The organism is Candidatus Paceibacterota bacterium (genome assembly GCA_028716825.1).
Classification (GTDB): Bacteria; Patescibacteriota; Minisyncoccia; order Minisyncoccales.
In genome coordinates this window covers 1-21008 of record JAQUPA010000013.1, presented here as the reverse complement: position 1 = coordinate 21008, position 21008 = coordinate 1, and the positions used below count along the sequence as shown (strand labels likewise).

At 32.7% G+C, this 21008-nt stretch carries 21 protein-coding genes; 4 read left to right on the top strand and 17 right to left on the bottom strand.

Annotated elements, in window-relative coordinates:
- Window positions 1-139: 139 nt before the first annotated feature.
- The 17 genes from PHI88_02830 to secE form a co-directional block, all read right to left on the bottom strand.
- A complete protein-coding gene (locus tag PHI88_02830) occupies window positions 140-763 on the bottom strand; it encodes an NUDIX hydrolase N-terminal domain-containing protein (GenBank protein ID MDD5552065.1) in 624 nt (207 codons plus the stop codon).
- A 3-nt stretch (window positions 764-766) separates the two neighbouring features.
- Entirely contained in the window at window positions 767-2026 is a 1260-nt protein-coding gene (locus tag PHI88_02825) for a UDP-N-acetylmuramoyl-L-alanyl-D-glutamate--2,6-diaminopimelate ligase (GenBank protein MDD5552064.1), read from the bottom strand.
- 3 nt (window positions 2027-2029) lie between these two features.
- A complete protein-coding gene (locus PHI88_02820) occupies window positions 2030-2926 on the bottom strand; it encodes a prepilin-type N-terminal cleavage/methylation domain-containing protein (protein ID MDD5552063.1) in 897 nt (298 codons plus the stop codon).
- A gap of 30 nt (window positions 2927-2956) precedes the next feature.
- A complete protein-coding gene (gene gyrB, locus PHI88_02815; protein ID MDD5552062.1) occupies window positions 2957-4915 on the bottom strand; it encodes a DNA topoisomerase (ATP-hydrolyzing) subunit B in 1959 nt (652 codons plus the stop codon).
- A 128-nt stretch (window positions 4916-5043) separates the two neighbouring features.
- On the bottom strand, window positions 5044-6705 hold the full coding sequence (gene argS / locus PHI88_02810; GenBank protein MDD5552061.1) for an arginine--tRNA ligase: 1662 nt from the start codon (window positions 6703-6705) through the stop codon (window positions 5044-5046).
- 76 nt (window positions 6706-6781) lie between these two features.
- The gene (locus PHI88_02805) at window positions 6782-7783 is read right to left on the bottom strand and encodes a hypothetical protein (GenBank protein MDD5552060.1); all 1002 of its coding nucleotides are present in this window, start codon (window positions 7781-7783) and stop codon (window positions 6782-6784) included.
- Window position 7784: 1 nt separating this feature from the next.
- On the bottom strand, window positions 7785-9122 hold the full coding sequence (locus PHI88_02800; GenBank protein MDD5552059.1) for a lamin tail domain-containing protein: 1338 nt from the start codon (window positions 9120-9122) through the stop codon (window positions 7785-7787).
- 334 nt (window positions 9123-9456) lie between these two features.
- Complete coding sequence (locus PHI88_02795) at window positions 9457-10089, bottom strand: hypothetical protein (protein ID MDD5552058.1); 633 nt, start codon at window positions 10087-10089, stop codon at window positions 9457-9459.
- Window positions 10090-10103: 14 nt separating this feature from the next.
- Window positions 10104-10418: a MazG nucleotide pyrophosphohydrolase domain-containing protein gene (locus PHI88_02790; protein MDD5552057.1), complete on the bottom strand. Its 315-nt coding sequence runs from the start codon at window positions 10416-10418 to the stop codon at window positions 10104-10106.
- A gap of 2 nt (window positions 10419-10420) precedes the next feature.
- Window positions 10421-11281: an Asp-tRNA(Asn)/Glu-tRNA(Gln) amidotransferase subunit GatB gene (gatB, locus tag PHI88_02785; protein MDD5552056.1), complete on the bottom strand. Its 861-nt coding sequence runs from the start codon at window positions 11279-11281 to the stop codon at window positions 10421-10423.
- A 94-nt stretch (window positions 11282-11375) separates the two neighbouring features.
- Window positions 11376-12641 carry a serine hydroxymethyltransferase gene (locus tag PHI88_02780; GenBank protein ID MDD5552055.1) on the bottom strand — a complete coding sequence of 422 codons (1266 nt, stop codon included), beginning with the start codon at window positions 12639-12641 and terminating at the stop codon, window positions 11376-11378.
- A 19-nt stretch (window positions 12642-12660) separates the two neighbouring features.
- Window positions 12661-13200, bottom strand: coding sequence for a hypothetical protein (locus tag PHI88_02775; GenBank protein ID MDD5552054.1), 540 nt, complete (start codon window positions 13198-13200; stop codon window positions 12661-12663).
- A gap of 46 nt (window positions 13201-13246) precedes the next feature.
- Window positions 13247-14857: an FAD-dependent thymidylate synthase gene (locus PHI88_02770; protein MDD5552053.1), complete on the bottom strand. Its 1611-nt coding sequence runs from the start codon at window positions 14855-14857 to the stop codon at window positions 13247-13249.
- A 14-nt stretch (window positions 14858-14871) separates the two neighbouring features.
- Window positions 14872-15456, bottom strand: a complete 585-nt coding sequence (gene dcd / locus PHI88_02765) for a dCTP deaminase (GenBank protein ID MDD5552052.1) — start codon at window positions 15454-15456, stop codon at window positions 14872-14874.
- Window positions 15457-15616: 160 nt separating this feature from the next.
- On the bottom strand, window positions 15617-16036 hold the full coding sequence (rplK, locus tag PHI88_02760; GenBank protein ID MDD5552051.1) for a 50S ribosomal protein L11: 420 nt from the start codon (window positions 16034-16036) through the stop codon (window positions 15617-15619).
- 2 nt (window positions 16037-16038) lie between these two features.
- Entirely contained in the window at window positions 16039-16584 is a 546-nt protein-coding gene (nusG, locus tag PHI88_02755) for a transcription termination/antitermination protein NusG (protein ID MDD5552050.1), read from the bottom strand.
- A gap of 38 nt (window positions 16585-16622) precedes the next feature.
- Window positions 16623-16832, bottom strand: a complete 210-nt coding sequence (secE, locus tag PHI88_02750) for a preprotein translocase subunit SecE (protein ID MDD5552049.1) — start codon at window positions 16830-16832, stop codon at window positions 16623-16625.
- Window positions 16833-17358: 526 nt separating this feature from the next.
- Between secE and PHI88_02745 the strand changes: the two genes are divergently transcribed.
- The 4 genes from PHI88_02745 to PHI88_02730 all read left to right on the top strand — a co-directional run.
- Window positions 17359-17595 (top strand): hypothetical protein, encoded by a 237-nt coding sequence (locus PHI88_02745; GenBank protein MDD5552048.1) that lies wholly within the window; start codon window positions 17359-17361, stop codon window positions 17593-17595.
- Window positions 17596-17706: 111 nt separating this feature from the next.
- Entirely contained in the window at window positions 17707-18786 is a 1080-nt protein-coding gene (gene dprA / locus PHI88_02740) for a DNA-processing protein DprA (GenBank protein ID MDD5552047.1), read from the top strand.
- A gap of 1 nt (window position 18787) precedes the next feature.
- A complete protein-coding gene (gene topA, locus PHI88_02735) occupies window positions 18788-20752 on the top strand; it encodes a type I DNA topoisomerase (protein ID MDD5552046.1) in 1965 nt (654 codons plus the stop codon).
- 27 nt (window positions 20753-20779) lie between these two features.
- On the top strand, window positions 20780-21008 hold a 229-nt coding region (locus PHI88_02730), incomplete at its 3' end, for a CorA family divalent cation transporter (protein MDD5552045.1).

The following is a 21008-nucleotide window of genomic DNA, read 5'->3' as shown; positions in this document are numbered from 1 at the left end:
AAACTTCACCCAACGCATCTCCTAATTCAGAGAAGACTTTCCCAAAATCTTTTACTGCTTTTTTATACGGATCTTTTTTTTGTTTTGCCATAAGAATTTATTTATTTAAAATCGACTTTGAAATTTTTTATACTAAAATTTATTCAAAATGAGGAATATATTTACCATTTTTAACAAATTCGAAAATAGGCTTTTTTAGTCTTTTATGACCAGGATGCCAATCAATACTGTTTGTTTCTTTTTTGCCTATCCATTTATAATCCGAATGTTCATGATTAAGTTTTACTTTTGTTTCTTTTCCAACTGGTTCCGTAGCTACAAGAATATCTATTTGATGAGCTAATTTAGGATAATCATCGGGACCCTTTGCTGTAATCGCAATATAACCCAATGGTTTAATTAAGATATTCGTTTCTTCTTTAGCTTCTCGCACAGCAGTCTCTAATGGTTTTTCTCCAATATTAGCCCACCCGCAAGGAACCCCCCACTTAGAATCATCGGTTCTTTTAAGGATTAATAATTTTCCTTCTTTATTTGTGATAGCAATATCTATTCCTAATTTTGGAGTAATGCAACCAATTTCCTTTTTAAGCTCTTTTTCGATCTTATTTTGGGGTATGCCCGCTGCCTCAGAATATTCTCCAGCCGCTATTTCCATTAATTTCTTATAACGTTCAATATCATAATTATCTTTCGCATACTCTAATCCTTCTGCAGCAATAGCTCTAATTTGATCTAATAAACTTAAAATGTTTTTCCGCATGCTTTATATCTTTTTAAATTCCTCTTTTGCGATTTTTCTATCGTCCCAGGGAATTTTTTTACCACCAGCAACGCACATCCAGGGCTCACAACCCTTCCCTGTAATAATTACAATATCTTTTTCTTTCGCTAATTTTAAGGCTTTTTTTATACCCTCTCTCCTGTCTAAAATCTTATTTACTTTCTTCCCCTCTACTCCACCAGAAATTTCTTTAATAATCTTCATCGGCTCTTCATTATAAGGATCTTCATTTGTAACTATAATTTCATCACAATATTTTCCTGCGATTTTACCTAATTTTGGCCTTTTCCATGTATCTCTCCCGCCTCCAGCAGCACCCAAAACGCAAACCATTTTTGAATTCTCTTTCTTAAATTTAGAATTTGCTTTATAAACCGCCTCAAGACTATCTGGTGTATGAGCATAATCAACAATAACTTTAAAAGGATCTTTTATCACCGTTTCCATTCTTCCAGGAATTCCTTTAACTTTCTTGAGCGCTTTTTTGCAAACTTCCAAAGAAATTCCCTGAGATAAGGCTACAGAAATTGCGGCAAGCGCATTTTGAATATTAAATTTACCAAGAAGATCCAATTCAAATTCGATATCTTTCACTTTAAATTCTATCTCGTCTATTTCCTCTTCAATATCACTTGGATGAATAATTTTTATATTTTTCATCTCTGGAAGATTATTTCTTAGACTAAATCCATATTTTGACTCTGCTCTTGGCTTCAAAAATTCTTCAATTTTTTTATCATCTAAGTTTAAAATATGAATTTTTTGATTTTCTTTAAAAAGTTTCATTTTGGCCGCTTTATACTTTTCAAAACTTCCATGCCTTTCAATGTGTTCTGGTGAAATACCAGTGAAAACTACAGCTTCAAAATCTATAAACTTTTGCCTATGTTGTAAAATTCCTTCTGAGGTTATTTCAAGAACAACATATTCACACTTAGCCCTTTTTGCGTTTTTTAAAAACTTCTGAACGTGCCATCTCCCCGGCATTGTCATTTTAAAATAATTGGTTTTTAAATTTTCTCCTATCTTAATACTAATTGAAGATAAAAATGCTGTTTTGAATCCGGCTTCCTCTAAAATTTTATTTGTAAGTTCAACCACCGTAGATTTGCCCTTAGTTCCTGTAACTCCAATCACCTTTATTCTTTTTCCAGGAAAACCTAAAAACAAAGCCGATATAAATGCCCAAAAGTAATGATAAGGACTTAAAATTTTTTGGTATAAACGAGGAAAGAAATTCATAAATTATTTATCATTGTCAGCTAAATGTCTTGGCAGACCTTCTGCGTAGAATTGTTTTATTTCCCTTGCCGTTAATTCTCGAGCATAAACACGAACTTCATCAATCGCCCCTGAAAAGTAATCTGGTGCAAGACCTCGCGTCATCCCGATAAAAAATGGTACATTTTGTGTGCTTGGGACAAGTGTAGTATTCTGTTCATTATCTAATTGACCATTTATATAAATACTCTTTTTTGAACCATTAAAAGTTACCACCACGTGGTACCATTGACCCATTGAAGGGGTCGTTAAGCTATTCATAAGAATATAGCCACTACCATTCGCGATTGTAAATTTAATCTTTCCATTTACAACATGGCCAAGATGTATAACAAATCTTTCATCGGCCCAACTCCCACTGTTTGCAAAGGAAATTCCTCCGCTCATTGAACTAATCCTAAACCACGCCTCTATAGTCCCTTTTGAAAGATTAAGGATTGTATCTCCCGTTACTCTTACAGAATCATCGACTCCATCAAACTGTAAAGCTCCTCCAACTTTTCCATTAGAAATCCAAACGGGGCAACTTGGATCAGAAGGATCGGGATAATCATTGCAAACCGCCCCACCAGGAAATAATCCAGTATAAACTACGCCATGATGATTGTACCCACTTGAATCCTTCCCCGGATTAGTTTCCTCATCAAACTTCCACTCTCCTACAAGTTCATTTGAGAGAGTTGTGCGTATGTTCTGAGAAAACTGCATTCCTTTGGATTCTTTTGCTCTTTGGCGTAAATCTACTACAGAGGCTATTACAACTCCTGCCAGGATTGCTATTATTGCAATTACTACAAGAAGTTCAAGGAGGGTAAAGGAAGATCTGTTGTTATCTTTAAATTTTGAATTGTGATTTTGCATTTTGAAATTTGAAATTTGATTTTCAAAATGTTATATATCCAAATTTCTTACTTCCTTTGCATAAGTCTGAATGAATTTCTTTCGAGGCAAAACTTCTTTACCCATTAAAATATCAAAAACCCTATCTGCTTCTTTTGCGTCTTCAACTTCAACCTTCTTTAAAATTCTATTTTCGGGATCCATCGTGGTTTCCCAAAGCTGATCTGGATTCATTTCTCCAAGACCCTTATAACGCTGAAGAGAAAATGGGCTTTTTATTTTACTCAAAATTTTCTCTTTTTCTTCTTCTGTATAGGCATATTTTATCTCTTTGCCTATTTGAATGCGATATAATGGAGGCTGTGCAATATAAAGATATCCTTTTTCAATAATGTCTTTAAAATACCTGAAAAAAAGCGTTAAAAGAAGCGTCCTAATATGAGAACCATCAGTATCTGCGTCTGTCATTATAACGATTTTATGATACCTTAATTTGGAAATATCAAAATCATCAGCAACAGCAGTTCCTAAGGAAATAATTAATGATTTAATCTCCTCTGAAGATAAAAGCCTGTTTAAATGAACCCTCTCAACGTTTAAAATCTTACCACGTAAAGGTAATATTGCCTGAAACCTTCTATCTCTTCCCTGCCTTGAAGATCCGCCAGCAGATTCACCCTCAACTATAAAAATTTCTGACTCTGCGGGATCACGAGAAGAACAATCGGTAAGTTTGCCGGGTAACGTAAGGCCGTCCATTATTCCCTTTCGTAAAACAGATTCTTTTGCCGCTTTTGCTGCCTTTCTTGATTTTGCAGCCAAAAGACATTTTCCAATGATTGCTCTTCCGTCGCGAGGATTTCTCTCAAGAAAATCAGGGAGAGCATCACAAACCACGCCCTCAACCGCTGACCTCGCTTCTGGATTTCCTAATTTTTGTTTTGTTTGTCCTTCAAACTGGGGATCCGGTACCTTAACAGAAATAATTGCATTAAGCCCCTCTCTTATATCATCACCTTCGAGTTTCTCTTTATCATTTAAAAGTTTTTGTTGTTTGCCCCAGCTCTGAAGACTCCTGGTAAGTGCTGATCTAAAGCCAGTAAGATGCATGCCCCCTTCAGGAGTTGAAATATTATTTGCGTAAGAAACTTCTTCTATTTCAATTGCGTCCCCATAAGCAAAAGCTATCTCTACTTTAATATCCTCTGCCTCTTTCTGTATATAAAAAATATTTTCTTGTATTTTTTTATCTCCGTCCATTAAATAATCAAGCAACGACCTTATGCCTCCTTCAAAATAAAATACATATTTTTTCTCTGGTTTTTTCCTTTTGTCCTCAATCCTTATTTTAAGACCTGGCACAAGATATGCTTGTTCTCTTAAATGGTTTAATACTTTCTTCCAAGAAAAATCTATTTTTTCAAAAATTTCAGGATCTGGTTCAAAAGTAATTTTAGTTCCAGTCTTTTTGCATTTACCAACCATTTTAACCTTGCACTTTGGTTTACCCCTTACATATTCCTGTTCGTATTTTTTACCATCACGACAAACCTCTGCTTTCACATATTTTGAAAGAGCACAAACAACAGAAACTCCAACACCATGCAATCCTCCTGTTGCTTTATATACCTTACCTCCAAACTTTCCACCAGCGTGTAGATATGTCATTACAGTCTCAAGTGCGGATTTTTTTGTTTGAGGATGTTTGTCGACAGGAATACCTCGTCCGTTATCTGCGATTGAAACTTTATTGTCAGGCAATAAAACAACTTCCATCTCGCTTGCATGTCCCATCATTGCCTCATCTATAGAGTTGTCACAACATTCAAAAATTAAGTGGTGCAGTCCACGAGAGCCGGTCGAACCAATATACATTCCAGGCCTTTTTCGTACTGGTTCAAGACCTTCAAGAACATATATATCTTTTGCGACATATCCTGGCTTTTTATCTTTTTTATCCTTCGTCTTGCCAGTCGTTTTTTTTATTGCTTTTTCTGCTTTTTTAGGCATAAATTATTTGTTAAATAAATAAACCTTTATCAGGTTTCTTTTGTTCATTTTAGCTTATTTTTTGACTTTTTTCAACACAAAAAGGGACACTTCCAAAATGCTAGAAGATTAGTAAAAATAAGGCAAAACTACATTTTTTCCGGACGAGAAATCCCCATTAAAGATAACAAATTTGATAACACAATTTTCGTGGCAAAAACAAGAAAAAGACGAACTTCTGCCAGCTTTTTTTCTTCATCTAAAACCTTACAATCTCTGTAAAATTGATTAAAATTTGAAGCTAAATCTCTCGCATATTCTGTCAAACGATGAAGTTGATAGTCATTTGCTGTATCTTCAATAATTTCTGGAAATTTAATTAATTTTTTTATCAACCTTAACTCGCTTTTATGTTTTAATAATTTTAAATTTTTTGATCCCAGCTTCAATTTTGCTTTTTTTGATTTTTTAATGACGCTTTGCGCCCTTACATAAGCATACTGAATATAATAAACCGGGTTTTTTTCTGACTGTTCTTTTGCAAGCTTTAAATCAAATTCCATTTGTGAAGATAAACTCTTTGAAATATAAAAATATTTTGCAACATCCAGCCCAACTTCATTTACTAAATCTTCAAGATACACAATATTACCCGCTCTCTTTGACATTTTCTCACCGCCCTTTAAATTTACAATTTGGGAAATCAAAACTTCAAATTCTCCTTTATATCCTAACATATGCATTGCGGCTTTCATTCTCTTAATATAGCCATGATGGTCTGCTCCCCAAATATCAACTATCTTTTTATAACCTCTTTTTATTTTGTCTATATGATAGGCAATATCGGATAAAAAATAAGTTGGTTGATTGTTGCTCCTTATTAAAACCCTATCTTCTGTATCGCCATATTTTGAAGTTTTAAGCCATAAAGCTCCCTCTTTTCTGTAAGTTAACTTTTTCTTCTTTAAAATATCCAAAGTTTTCTCAATTCTTTTTTTCTTCAAAAGATTTTTTTCTTCTGAAAACCATTTATCAAACTTTATTTTAAATTTCTTTTGAACTAGTTTTTTAATATCTCCTAAAACTTCCTGAGCCAATAAATACCCAGCCTCTCCTAATTCTTTATTGCTACTAACTTCGCTTTTAGCTATTACTCCATCCTTATCTAAAATATTTGTTTCGGCATCAATTATATAATTAGCTTCAAAATTTTTTCTAAGAGGAGATAACTTTTTATCTAATTTTTTTATTTTAACTCGAAGATCTTCAGTTAAATAAGTATTTCCTTTGCCTATTGCGGTTCTGCCAAGTTCTCTTATCTGCTGACTGGTCTTTGCGTCATTTATATAGTATTCTCTTTCAACTTTAAAACCAGAAAAAGAAAGCAAGTTTGCCAAAACGTCTCCAAAAAAAGCGCCCCTACCATTTCCAATATGAGGCATACTTGTTGGATTCGCAGACACAAACTCAATGTTTGCCTTTCTTTTATTTCCAATATTTATTTTACCGAATTTTTCTCCTTTCTTTAAAATATCGCTTACTTCTTTTTGAAAATATTCTTTTTTGATATAAAAATTTAAAAAGCTTGGTGGCAAAAATTCAACTTTCTCTAAAAATTCTGGTTTTTTCTTTTCTATTCTTTCTTGAACCTGTTTTGCAAGATCCTGACGCAGAACAACAGAATAATCACCATATTCCTCTTTTGGCGGACGTTTTGCAATAATTTCAATCTTCTGCGGAGAAACACAGCTTTCTTTTGTCAAGCAATTTACAGAATTTTTAACTAATTTTTCTATCTTTTCGCGAAGCATATTTTTTAAATTTACACTTTTATAATAACAAAAACAGCTTCTTAAAGAAAGCTGTTTTTGAATAGTTTATAAGCTATTAAAAAGAATTTGGTGTTTGCTCTTCTGTCTTTTCTGGCTCTTTTTTCTCTTCTTTACTTCTTTTATAAACCTCTCTTACAAAAAAACCGATAATAATTCCTATAATCAACCACCAAAAACAACACTCTGACCAAAACAAACTAAGAAAACTCATTTTAGCAACTCCACTACCAGAAGAGATTCTCCATTTTTCAAAAAGCAAATAATGACCCAAAATCCCAACTCCACTTCCTATAAATAACCATAAAATAGAAATTAAATCTATGCAAAAAGAAGGTAAAATTTTACCAATAGCGCTTCTTAATTTATTCCAAAAACCCATCTCTTTTTCTTTTTCTACAACTTCTTCTTTCTTCTGGATTTCTTCTTCTGGAATATCTTCTACAGGAGATAATTCAGGATATCCCAACGCAGTAAAAATACCTGATCCAATTGTTCCACCTGTATTATTATTGCTACTTCCTGCAACGCTTCCTGCGGTTTCTGAAGTAGTACTTGAAGTCCCTGATACATCTATTGTTGTAGTCTTGCCATTTTCTCCTTCTGACTTAAAACGTAAATCAAAAGAAACAGAAAACCCTTGATAGCTACTATCAGTAAATTCGTCAAAATAGGCATTAAAAGTTAAAAATTTAGAACCGGGATTTAAATCAAAAGCGATTCTCTGGTCTTTAAAATTATTGAGTGTATTTTTTTTAAAAAGAAATTTAGTGCCGTCTTTTACTTCAATAAAAATTTTCTCACCCAGAGGATTGTCTATCAAATATCCCAGAATAGGGGTTATATCATTATAATTTTCTACCCAAAATTCTACTTTCTGCAAAGAAGTGGTGTTATTCTTTAAAGTTAAAATTTTTGTTACTTGTTGTCCTGGAACTAAAGTTTCTGTAAAAAGTCCACTTGTTGGAGAAATTTCAAAATCTGCGGCAAAAACAAAAACAGCAGAAAAAAGTGATACTAAAAAAACTAACAAAAATAATTTTTTGTAAATTTTAAACATATTATTCTTTTTTTATTATTTCTTCTTCTAATAAATTTTCTTTTAAAAATTGCTCCGATTCTTCACTGTTCTTTTCGTCTTCAACAATTTCTTCATCTGGTTTTTCTTCCTCGGGAACATTTATTTTATCTTCTGGGATATCCTCATCTTTTCCATCTGACAAATCCTGATTTTCTTCCGGAATACTTTCTTTCTCTTTATCTAATAAAGTTTTATCCTCTGGATTTTGTACAGCATTAGTATTTTGCAAATCAGGACTTTTTATCTGAAGAGAAACATTCTCTTCTTCAATTGGAGATTCTTCGGGTGGTGGTAAAACTTCTTCCTCTGTCGGACAGGTTAAAGTATGCGAACCCAAATGAGAAAAAGTATCAACCCCATAACCTTCCCATTCAACAGATGGATCAAAAGAATCACTGCCATCTGTATCTCCAGAAGTAATTCCACATTTTCTGACTAAAGTATTATCCTGGGTACTTGTTAGTCCACTTCCCCATTCTGAACCAGGATCAAATCCGACTTGGCCAATAACATCTATAATTTTATCGCCTTGCTTAAGTACAACAGCATCGTCGCCATTATACCACCCAGCCGTAGTGTCTTGAATTTGATCGGCTTGAGCTAATATATCTAGATGGGCATCTCTTCGAGTTAGAACAAAAACATCACCGCTGGCCACTGTTCCTGACAGATTAATTGTCAGACCAGCAAAAGAACTCTCATTAAAGTACATTTCCACTTTATATCCCTCTGCACCCAAATCAATTTCAGAGTTTTTCGGATTATAAATTTCTAATGCCTTATTATTTGAACTTCCCTCGATGTATTCTGAGAAGAAAAGAGTTTTTGTATCAATCCTAAGAAGCCAGACTTCACTCCAGTCGCTCCAGGTATAACCATCATAGGCCCTAACCCTCCAATAATAATCTCCATCAGAAGTCTGATCTTGTGGTAATGTAATTTTTGGTTCTTTTAAAAATTCTGATTCATAAGCAAGATCACTTAACTCACCATCTATATAAGAATGGTAAGATTCATATTTATATTGAATATCTTTTGATAAAGGACAATTAGGTGCAGAATCGGCCCAATCCATAACAGGATTTAAAAACCACTGATCTGAACTTGAAGTTACTATATAACCATTTTCTGGAGATAAAAGCGCTGGCGTTGTTGGTTTTTCCCAACAACCAGCTGAAAACACATTATTTGGAACAGGAATTTCGCTAGCAAAGGCTTGACTAACGCCAAAAAAGATAAAAAGCCCAAATGAAATTAAGGCAATTTTTGATATTGATATCAATGTCTTATTTATTTTAAATTTTAGAATTTTTTTCATTTTTTTTGAGGCATTATAGAAGTATTATAATGGTTAAAGATTGATTTTATATAAAGAGTGTTTAAACAATACAAAAAGAGGTGTAAAAAACACCCTCCAATATTTATTTTTTTTAAAAACTTCCTTAAACCTCCAATGAGTTCCCCAAAGGGGAAAAAGTGCTAATTAATTATAATTTGAATTCTCCTTATAAAAATAACAACCACCTCCGGGTTGCTAAATTTCTTTTTAAAAGAAGTATTGTTTTTATTATCTAAAAACAATACTTAATTTAAAGTATATTCAAAAATTTGTCAATGTTTATACAAGTAAAATAGGTTTTTACTTTACGAATTTAACCCTTTAATATTTTTAAAATAACCTTTTTTGCTTCTTCTGGATTTATCTTTCCTTTTGTCTCTCGCATAATTCCGCCAACTAAAAACTGAAGGGCATTTTCTTTTCCTTTTTTATAATCTTCAACTGCGTTTTTGTTTTGTGAAATTACTTTTTTTGCAATTTCTTCAATTTGGCCCTCGTCGCTTACCTGCTCTAAATTCTTTTCTTTTATGATTGAACTCGGATCCGCCCCGGTTTCTACCATCTCCGCCAAAATATCTTTCCCGGCACGGGAAGAAATTTTGCCTTCTACTAAAATTGTAACTAATTCTGCAAAGTTTTCCGGAGTTATTTTTAAATCTTTAATTTTTATCTTTTTTGACTTCAAGATTGACCAAAGATCAGTTTGTAGATAATTACTGGCTACTTTTATAATTTTTGGCACTCGGTCTTCAGGAATTTTTTTATCTTTACACCAAATCTTAATTTCAGAAACAATGCTTTCAAAGCAATCAGCAAGTTCTCTTTGTTTAACAAAGGTTTCAATTTCTTCTCCAGAAAGTCCGTACTCTTTTTTAAACCTTACTCTCTTTTGCTGAGGAAGCTCGGGAAGTTCTTTTTTTATTTTTTTAACGTCAATTTCGCTCATATTTTTATATTAATTTATTTTTTCTCGTAACGGTTCTTATCTCTACCATAGCACTTTTGCATTGTCTTTTCAAAAGCCTTATTAAGGTCTAAATTTTTTGAGTTAGCCAAACAACATAAAGTGAATATAATATCTCCAATCTCGTCCTCTATCTCTTTTTTATCCTCCTCGGCTTTCTTTTTCTTTGGACCATACAAGTGATTAATCTCTCTTGCAAGCTCTCCCACCTCTTCTGTAAGACGTGCTAAAATTTCATGGGGCTGCCAGTACGGAATTTTATACTGCTTTGCCCAGTCATCAACTTCTTTTTGGATATTTTTTAAAGACATGCTTATATTTTTATTTTCAACGGCGGCAAGTCCGGTTCTGGAAAATAACGATAATCGTGCGATTCTTCTTTTTCTCGCTGACTGAATGTTTCTTGCCTAATATCATGCCAACCACGAGTTTCCTGAACTATTTTCTCTCCTCTGTTTAATAACTCCACCTGTCTTTTAATTTCGAATTTTATTGATTTTTCAACTGACTTTACAGAATTTAAATTTTTGATTTCGACCTTTGTTCCAAGTTTTTTTGTTTTTGAAAGCGAAATATTAACTTCAACTCTCATTTGCCCTTTCTCCATGTCAGCATTCGAAACGTCCAGATAACGCAAAATTAACTGTAACTCTCTTGCAAAACCTCCAGCTTCCTTGGCAGATGAAATATCTGGTTCTGTGACTAATTCCATTAAAGGAACACCAACCCTGTTAAAATCAACTAAAGAATAATCAGCTCCCTTAGGGTGCACTAATTTGCCTGTATCTTCTTCGAGATGAACTCTGTTAATCCTAATTTTCTTAGTTGTTTGTTGTTCGTTGTCTGTTTTTATATCAAGATAACCATCTTTTGTAAGTGGCGTCTGGTACTGAGAAATCTGATATCCTTTTGTAAGATCTGGATAAAAATAATTTTTTCTTTCAAAAAAAGTGTCTTCGTTAATTTTACAATTTAGAGCAAGGCCGGTTTTTATAACAAACTCAACCGCTTTTTTATTAATAACCGGTAAGGTCCCGGGGTGTCCCATACAAATTGGACAAATATTAACATTCGGTTTAGTTTCTTTCGGATCATTCTTGCAATCACAGAACATTTTTGTAGCTGTTTTAAGTTCTGCGTGTATTTCAAGTCCAATTGTAGTTTTATATTCCATTTTTTTATTATATAAAAATTTAAATAATTTTAAAATAAAAAAGAGACTGAGCTTACGTCAATCCCTAAATAAATTCGCGTATGAATTGTCCCTACTATACCTTTAAGCTTTTATAAATAGGAAATTTTTTACAAAGTTTTTTTACTTCTTTCGCAAATTCTTTTTTTATTTTAGTATTTGAAATATTTTTTATTACAAGCGATATCATTTCTGCAATTTTCTTAGCTTCCTTTTCTTTCATTCCACGGCTTGTTATCGCTGGAGAACCCAATCTTATACCAGATGGGTTATAGAATGGCCGTTTTTCAAATGGAATAGAGTTTCGATTAGCATAAATACCAAGCTTTTCTAATTCTTTCTGAAGTTTTAAAGAGTTAGAACTGTAAGAAGAAATATCAATTAATACCATGTGAGTATCGGTTCCTCCACTTATAACAGAAATATCATTATTTTTAAATTCTTCTGCCATTACTCTTGCGTTTTTAACAACTTGTCTTTGGTATTCTTTAAAACTTGGCCTTGATGCTTCAAGAAAACAAACAGCTTTTGCGGCAATAACATTTTCTAATGGTCCTCCTTGACTCCCCGGAAATAAAGCATTGTCAATTTTCTTTGCAAGGTCGTTATCTTTTTTATCTAACCTATCTTTTTTCTTAGAAAGAATCATCCCTCCTCGAGGCCCACGTAATGTTTTGTGAGTGGTTAAAGTAACAACATCGCAATAAGGAAAAGGATGCAAATGAACGCCCGAAACAACAAGACCCGCAAGGTGAGCAATGTCTCCCATTAAATATGCACCTACCTTATCTGCAATTTTTCTAAATTTTTTAAAGTTAATTTCCCGAGGATAAGAAGTAACGCCGGCAACAATTATTTTGGGTTTAAATTTTAATGCTATTTTCTCAACTTGCTTATAATCAATTATCTGTGTTTTTTTATCGACATTATAATAAGAAAAATTATAAATTTTTCCGGAAAAATTAACAGGTGAGCCATGAGTTAAGTGGCCTCCCGATTCAAGACTCATTCCTAAAACTTTATCGCCCGGTTCTAAAAGCGCTAAATAGACAGCGGCATTCGCTTGAGAGCCAGAATGAGGCTGGACATTAGCATGTTCTGCCTTGAAAATTTTCTTTGCTCTTAATATCGCTGTTTTTTCAATCTCATCTATAAATTGATTTCCAGGATAGTATCTCTTTCCAGGATACCCTTCTGAATATTTATTACTAAGGGGTGTTCCCATAGCAGAGAGAACCTCGAGTGAGGCATAATTTTCAGAAGGAATCAATACAAGACCGTTCTTTTGACGGTCAACTTCTTTTTTAATTAATTCTTTTACTTTTTTATCTTTAAAGTTCATTTTTATTTCTTTAACTAAATTAAACTTGTTTTTCTTTTTTATCTGTTGTCACCCTACCTCCCTGCCATTGACCGCGATATAAATTGGATTTTCCTTTTACTTGAAAAAACATTGCGTGAACAATTCTTGCCCCAAGCTCTATTTCAACTTCGCATCCACCAAGATTACAAATAGCAAAAGTTAACTCACCACAATAACCCGGTGAACAAGTTGCAGTAAACATCATCATACCGCTTCTAAAAATTGTAGTCCGCGGAGTAAATAAAATCAAAATATCTTCCGGGGTATTAACTTTTTCTAATGTTTTAACCAAAAAATAATCTCCTGGTTTAAAAATAAAACTATTTTTCTTTTTTTTATCAAATTTAGCAACTAAACTTACATCTGGTGTTTTTCTATCTTCAACTCCCAAAAAACTCTTCCCTTTTAGTTCATAAATTTCGCTCAATCTTAAATCAAAACCAGCACCCTCGGGGTTTTTTAATTCTCTTTCTGATAAATTTTCAACAAGTTTTTTTTCTTTTACTAACCTTAGAAGTTCATCAATTCCAAGTATCATAATTTTTTGCGGAGCGAAAAATTAATGCGTTAGCTCCATAAATTTTTTATTTTCCTAAATTATTAAGATTTTTTTGAAATTTATCTTCAAGATCCCGTTTCATTTCTTCGTGAAATTTTTCATCATAATTTGGAGAGAGCGTCTTTACCATACCACAACTTTCTTCTTCTAAACAAAACCCCACGACATGACATTTTGGAACTATATGCTCTGCTAACCAACTATAGCCTTTTTTCTTAAGAAGGTTTTTGATATCTCCTACTTCTTTAACAGAAATTTTTCTCAATTCCTCTTCAGCTGAGGAACAAATTCTCAAAGGATAATATCCCGCAATTAAATTATAAAGATTGTATTCTTGCAGGACATCAAGTTTTAGGCCACGTGGAATAATAAATATCGCATCTCTTTCTTTAACGCCAAGACTTATTAATTGATTATATACTTCTAAAGAATCTAGGCACCTTTCAAGGTAGCTATAAAGAAGTTCCTTATTTGCTCTTACAGTAGGAGGGATAGAAAAAACTAAGTTAATATTATCTAACGTTTCTTTTTTTAGTTTTTTTTCTTTAATTTGTTTTTTGTATTTCTTAAAAACTTCAGCTGCCCTCTGAACAGAATAATAAACAGAATCAACGACCATAGGAACTGTTCTGTGTCTTTTTTTGTCTCCCCATACACGCCAAGCTACAGAAGACAAAATTTTGATATTTAAAGCATTTGCATAATCGCGGGCAATCTGACTTCTCAAAGAAAGTAAATTAAGCCATTCTTTCTTAAGAGTTTTTTTATTTTTTAATACTTTTTGAATCTCTTTTTTAAGTTCTCTAAGCTTTCTTTTTAATCCCTCTGTTAGAACAAAGTTGCTTGAGATTATTTCAAAAAGTTTTTTAGTTTTCTTCTTTTTTGATAAATCCCGCACAATATTTGGCATTTCGGGATTCCTGAAAATATGCGGATAAGGATAAGTATTTCTTGGTGCAACAATCCTTGTTGTATATAAAAGATCAACACCATATTTTTTTAATTCTTTTTCAATTTCTTTTAACAAAAGTCCTATTTCTTCTGGCATCCATTCTTTACATTCTTCGTATTCTTTTTTTAAAGAAACTATTGACTCTATCGGTAGCTGAACAATACCAGTTCCATAAATCCCATATTGTAGTATTTTACTTGCTTCGTCCTTTTGGACTTCTTCATTTAAAAGGGAATTAAAAAAAATAATATTTTTGTCCGATGCTTTTCTGTAAATTTCTTTAGCTTTTTTATTTTTTGATATAGTAGATGGATAAACTATATCTTTAATTGTGGTATCTGTTCTTCTTCCGGACGCCATAAGAGACGAAGAAAAAATTATTCCAGTTATTGCAGAATCCAAAAATTTACTTGCTTCATAGGAAAAACAAATCACTGGCGTTGTAGCCATTGAAGCATGTCCCTTAAGAGATGATTTCCGCAAAATATTCTTAATTTTTTCGTTAACGTCTTGCCCTTTATCAACTACTTCTTTAAGTAAACTTTGAACCGATGTTCCTTTAAAAGTTATTAGCGCAGAAAAAGCTACTGTCTCTTGAGCATCTAAATTACCCGTTTTGTCTTCTAAAAAAGGAGTAATTCCTAAGAACTTTACTTTTAAATCTTTAGTCGTAAGATTTTTCATCAAAATTGGCTAATTTATTTCTTTTTTCTCCTTTCTTCTTTATGTAATCTACTTGCAACTGCAGATTTCTGTCCTGCATATTTATGATCTTTTTGTTTCAAATATGGTTTTTCAGCAGGAGCAGAAAGTGTCTCAAAAGTCATAGCGCACACTCTCATGCCGACATAAAGAATAATTGGCATAATACCAAGATTACCCAACTCCATAACTGGTTTTCCTGTCCACCCTGGATCAAATCTTGCTGCAGTCGAATGGACAACCAAGCCTAATCTTCCTAAAGAACTTCTTCCGTCGAGTCGCCCCATTATATCAGAAGGTAAAGTAACATCTTCTTTTGCAACCGCAATAACAAATTCATTTGGTTGTAAAATAAATGGTCCCCCATCTTCTATTTCAACAATTTCCATTACTGACTCAAAGTCTGTTTTTCTTTTAAGATCTAAATATGGATATTGAGTGGGTTTAAAAGTTTTGAAAGTATTTCCTAGACACAAATCAAGAGAACATGGTCCTAATTGTTCTTTAAAATCCGGCTTTGGTTTTATCTTAATTATTCCTTCTTTAAGATATTTCTTAATTTCTTTATCGCATAAAATCATAATTTTGATTGGAGCCTGCCTGCCGCGGGCGAAAAATTAATGCGTTAGCTCCATAAATTTTTGAGCAACGCGAGAAATTTAATGCGTAAGCTCCATAAATTTTTGAGCTTAACGAAAAAATTTAATGCGTTAGCTCCATATTTTTTATTTAATTAAACAATTATTCTACTTTTATTCCCAGGCTTTTTGCAGTGCCTTCTATAATTTTCTTTGCTGCTTCCAAATCGTCCGTATTTAAATCCTCCATTTTCTTTTTAGCAATCTCTTCTATCTGAGATTTTGTAATTTTACCAACTTTTGTTTTTTGTGGCTCGCCAGAACCCTTATCAACCCCTGCTGCTTTTTTAATAAGATAAGCTGCTGGAGGTGTTTTAAGTTCGAAATCAAAAGACCTATCTTCATAAACCGTTAATTCAACGGGTATAATTTCGTTTCCTTTGTCTTTTGTCTTTGCATTAAATTTTTGACAAAAATCAGCAATATTAATTCCGTGCTGACCAAGCGCTGGACCAATCGGAGGCGCAGGATTTGCTTTACCCGCTTCTATCTGAAGTTTAATTTGAGTTATTACTTTTTTCATGGCTATATTTTTTTAATTTGTAAATAGTCAAGATCAACGGGAGTGTCTCTATCAAACATATTAACAAGAACTTTTATTCTACCTCTTTCCTCGTCAATCTCTGAAACCTTGCCGTCAAAATCTTTAAATGGTCCGTCTGTAATTTTAACCAAGTCCCCAATGCTAACATCAATTTTATGTTCTGGCTCTTCTTGCTGCATTCTTTTCATCAAAAAATCTATCTCTTCTTGCTTTATGGGAATCGGAGTTGTTCCCGCCCCAATAAAACCTGTAACTCTTGGAGTGTTTCTTACTACATACCAAGAATCATCAGTAACTATCATTTCCACAAGAACATATCCTGGGTAAACTTTTTCTTCTACTGTTTCTCTTTTACCACTCTTAATTTTTATTTTTTTTTCTTTCGGGACAATTACATTAAAAATCTTGTCTTTCATATCCATAGACTCAATACGCTGTAATAAATTTTGTGCAACAGCTTCTTCGTATCCAGAATATGTATGAATAGCATACCAATTCTTCCCTTGTTTTGTTTGTTGTCTAGACATAATTTGAAAAAAATTAACGCGTCAGCTTCCTAAATTTATTATTTAACGACAACCGTCCTTATAACCCAAGTAAAAAAAACATCAAGACCTCCAAGTGCAGCCGCTGTAACAACTGAAATGCCAATTACGAGTAAAGTTTTATTAATGGTCTCGTTCCTTGTAGGCCATGTCACTTTCTTTAATTCCTTTCTCACTTCAGAGAAAAATTTTGGAATATTTCTAAAAAAATTTGCAGGGTTAAATTTCATAAATTCTAAGGGGTTTAAAAACTCCCCTCGCGGGGAATTTTTCTTTTTATTATTTCTTTATAACTCCTATGGATAAAAAGTCAAGTAAATTAATTAATAGCCAAAAAAGAAAATAACTTGACAAAAGAAGATAATCGCTTATTCTTATTTAATGTAAAATTAGGCTTAAAATTTATGAACGTTAAGCAAAAAATAAAAAATCAAATTAAAAATCTTCTCGTTTTAATTGTCGGGCTCTTTTTAATTAGTCCGCGGGAAGGTTAATTATAATTTCGATCAAATAATATTCAAAAGAAAACCTTCCCGCTACAACGGGAAGTTTTCTTTTAAGGGGACGCGGAAGGAAAATGGGGCTAACATCTCCAGAAACCCTTCCGCTTCCCCCACAATATTAACAGCACATTAAAAAAACATTGCCAAAAAACATCAGCAATGCAAGGGACTTTAAAGGATTAGTAAAAACTAGGAGGTAGAAAATGGATGAATGGGTCTCGGCAATGCCCATACTTCTGCCAGTGATTATCTTATGGACAATCGCCGTCAAGAGACAAATAAGAAGGGAAAAAAAATCGAATTCCAAAGGGGGATCATAATGAATTTATGGTGGAAAGAGGCATTGAAATCTTTTGAAGAATCTTTACATTCTTCAAAAGAAAAGCAAAATAATGATTCTTCAATGGTCTTACGAAGAGAAAAACGCTTAACAAAAAGTAATTTCTCGCTTAGCCCAAAGACTGAAAGGAGGATAAAAAAAATAAGATAAGAAAACGGCAAGCCCAGACAAGTACATAAGGCGGGGCCCTATTTTGAATAGGGCCTCTTTTGTTTCGCTTGCTATTTGTTTAAAAAATAATTATTATGGAGTGAATATCGTATGGAGGTTAAACAAAAAAAAATTCTTAATGCGTTAAACATTGCTCTATCGCCTAATACTTTAGGAGTTCTTAAAATTCTTGAAAAATTTCCTTTACCAGAGACCGCTTATAATATAAATGAAGAAAATTTAACAAAGCTTGGGTTTAAACAAAACACAATTTTAAATTTTTTAAGAATACGGGGGAAAACCAATATTGAAAAGGAATGGCAAAAACTTGAAAGAGAGGATATAAAAATAATAACAAAAGATGAAAATGAATATCCTGAACTTCTTGCTGAAATTTCAAAACCGCCAGTCTTGCTTTATGTTAAAGGCGAATTACTACCTGAAGAAAAATATTTTTCCTGTATAGGGACAAGGTGGCCTTCTGATTATGGCAAAATGATAGTACCAGAAATCATCAGCGATATTGTAAATTATAATTTTACAGTTGTCTCTGGAATGGCACGCGGCATTGATACATTGCCACACAAAGAAGCACTCGAAAGAGGAAAAAGAACCATTGCAATTGTAGGAACAGGGCTTGATATTGTCTTCCCGCCAGAAAATAAAAACTTAGCAAAAGAAATAGAAAAAAATGGAGCCATAATTTCAGAATTTCCGCTTCAAACACCCCCCTTAAGTTATAATTTCCCCCAAAGAAACAGAATTATTGCAGGAATAACTATGGGCACTTTAGTAATTGAAGCAAAAGAAAAAAGCGGGGCTTTAATCACAGCAAATTTAGCACTTGAAGAAAATAGAGAGGTCTTTGCGGTGCCCGGTCCAATATATTCAAAAACCTCAAAAGGTTGTAATAATCTTATAAAACAAGGGGCACACCCCGTAACTTCTTCAGAAGATATACTTTCTGTATTTAATATAGAAAAAGGATTAGAAATTGAAAAAGAAATAAAAGGAGACACGGAAGAAGAAAACTTAATTTTAGACTTACTTAAAGTTAATCCTTGTTCTATTGATGAAATAATAAAAAAGACTAAAATTGACACAAGTGTTGTAAACTCCACTTTAATTTTACTTGAAATTGAAAAGAAAATTGGAAAAACTGGTGAAAAATATTATATAAATAGCAAATAATATGGATTTAATTATTGTTGAGTCCCCCACTAAAGCGAACACAATCCAAAAATTTCTTAAAGATAACTTTGTTGTCTGTTCTTCCTATGGACACATAAGAGATCTTCCAAAAAGCACTCTTGGAGTCGATATTGAAAAAAACTTCGAACCAAAATATATAATTCCTACAAAAGCAAGGAAAAATCTTTCTGAACTTAAAAAGAACATAAAAGAAGCTAATAAAATAATCCTAGCAACAGACGAAGATAGGGAAGGAGAAGCAATTTCCTGGCATATTATAAAGGCTTTAAAAGACAATGAATTAAAAAAATATGAAAGAATTGTTTTCCATGAAATAACAAAATCTGCGATTGAAAATGCATTAAAAAATCCCCGGGAAATCAATATGGATTTAGTTGACGCTCAACAATCACGAAGAGTCTTAGATAGATTGGTTGGATATAATTTGTCTCCATTTTTATGGAGAAAAGTAAAAAGAGGACTCTCTGCAGGAAGAGTTCAATCGGTTGCCGTAAAATTAATCTGCGAAAGAGAAAATGAGATTAAAAAATTCAATCCTCAGGAATATTGGGAGATAAAAGCTTTATTAAAATCGAAAAAAGAAGAGAAAGATGATTTTGAGGCAACACTTCAGAAAAAAGATGGAAAGATTATCCCAAGGTTCGAAATAAATTCAAAAGGGGAAGCAGATAAAATTACAAAAGATTTAAAGGACGCAGAATACAAAATAAAAGATATAAAAAGAGAGGAAAGAAAGCAAAATCCTCTTCCTCCATTTACAACTTCTCTTCTCCAGCAAGAAGCAGGAATAAAACTTCGTTACTCTGCAAAATTTACAATGAGAGCAGCCCAAGCTCTTTATGAAAAAGGTATTATAACTTACCATAGAACAGATTCTTTTAATCTATCAAAACAAAGTCTTTTTGAAGCAAAAAAAGTTATCGAAGAAAAGTATGGAAAAAAATATTGGGCAGGATATCAAAGAGAATACAAAACGAGATCAAAAGGAGCACAAGAAGCTCACGAAGCAATAAGGCCAACAATGCCAGAAAAGTCTCCAAATGATTTGGGAGAAAAATTTAAAAAAGAAGAGAAAAAATTATATGATTTAATTTGGAGAAGATTTATTGCAACGCAAATGGCAACAGCAACTATCGATTTTACGTTAATAGAAATAGAAACCATAAAAGAAAAAAAACCTTACAAATATATTTTTGAAGCAAGGGGCCAAATTATAAAATTCGACGGATTCTTTAAGGTATATCCGATTAATTTAAAAGAAAAAACACTTCCGGATTTAGAAGAAAATGAATTTTTAAATCTTTTAAAACTAATCCCGTCCCAACATTTCACAAAGCCTCCAGCAAGATATTCGGAAGCAATGCTTGTTAAAATCCTAGAAAAATATGGAATTGGCCGCCCCTCAACCTATGCTCCTATTATTTCAACAATCCAGGAAAGGAATTATATTGAAAAAGACGAGAATAGAAAGCTTAAACCAACTGAAATTGGAATTGTGGTAAATGAAATATTAATAAAACACTTCCCAGAAATAGTTGATATAAAATTTACCGCCAAAATGGAAGAAGAATTAGATAATATAGCCGAGGGTAAAATAAGGTGGCAAAAACCGCTTGAAGAGTTTTATCCTCCATTTGAAAAACACCTAGAAAAAAAAGAAGAAGAAGTAAAAAAGAAAGATCTTACAAAAAAAACAAAGGAAAAATGTCCGGAATGTGGCGCTCCTCTTCTTCTAAGATGGGGAAAGTTTGGAAAATTTTATTCCTGCTCAAAATTCCCGGACTGTAAATATTCAAAACCATATTTTGAAGAAATAAATATTGAATGTCCTAAATGCAAAAAAGGTAAAATTCGAGAACTAAGGACGAAAAAGGGTAGAAGATTTTTTGGGTGTTCAGAATATCCAAAATGTGATTTTATGAGTTGGCAAAGGCCAAAAAAATAAGATATAATTCAATAAATAATAAGAATTATGCGAAAAAAAATTACCTCTGAAAAAGTTACTTGGATAGATATAATGACACCAACAGAAAAAGATTTAGAGTATTTAGAAAGAAATTTTAACTTACATCCGTTTGTAACAAAAAGCGTCCTTCCCCCCATTCATCATCCTCGTTTTGAAAATTATGAAGATTATTTATTCTTAGTTTTGCATTATCCGTTTTTTGAAAAAGAAATAAAAGAAACAATGGGACGAGAGC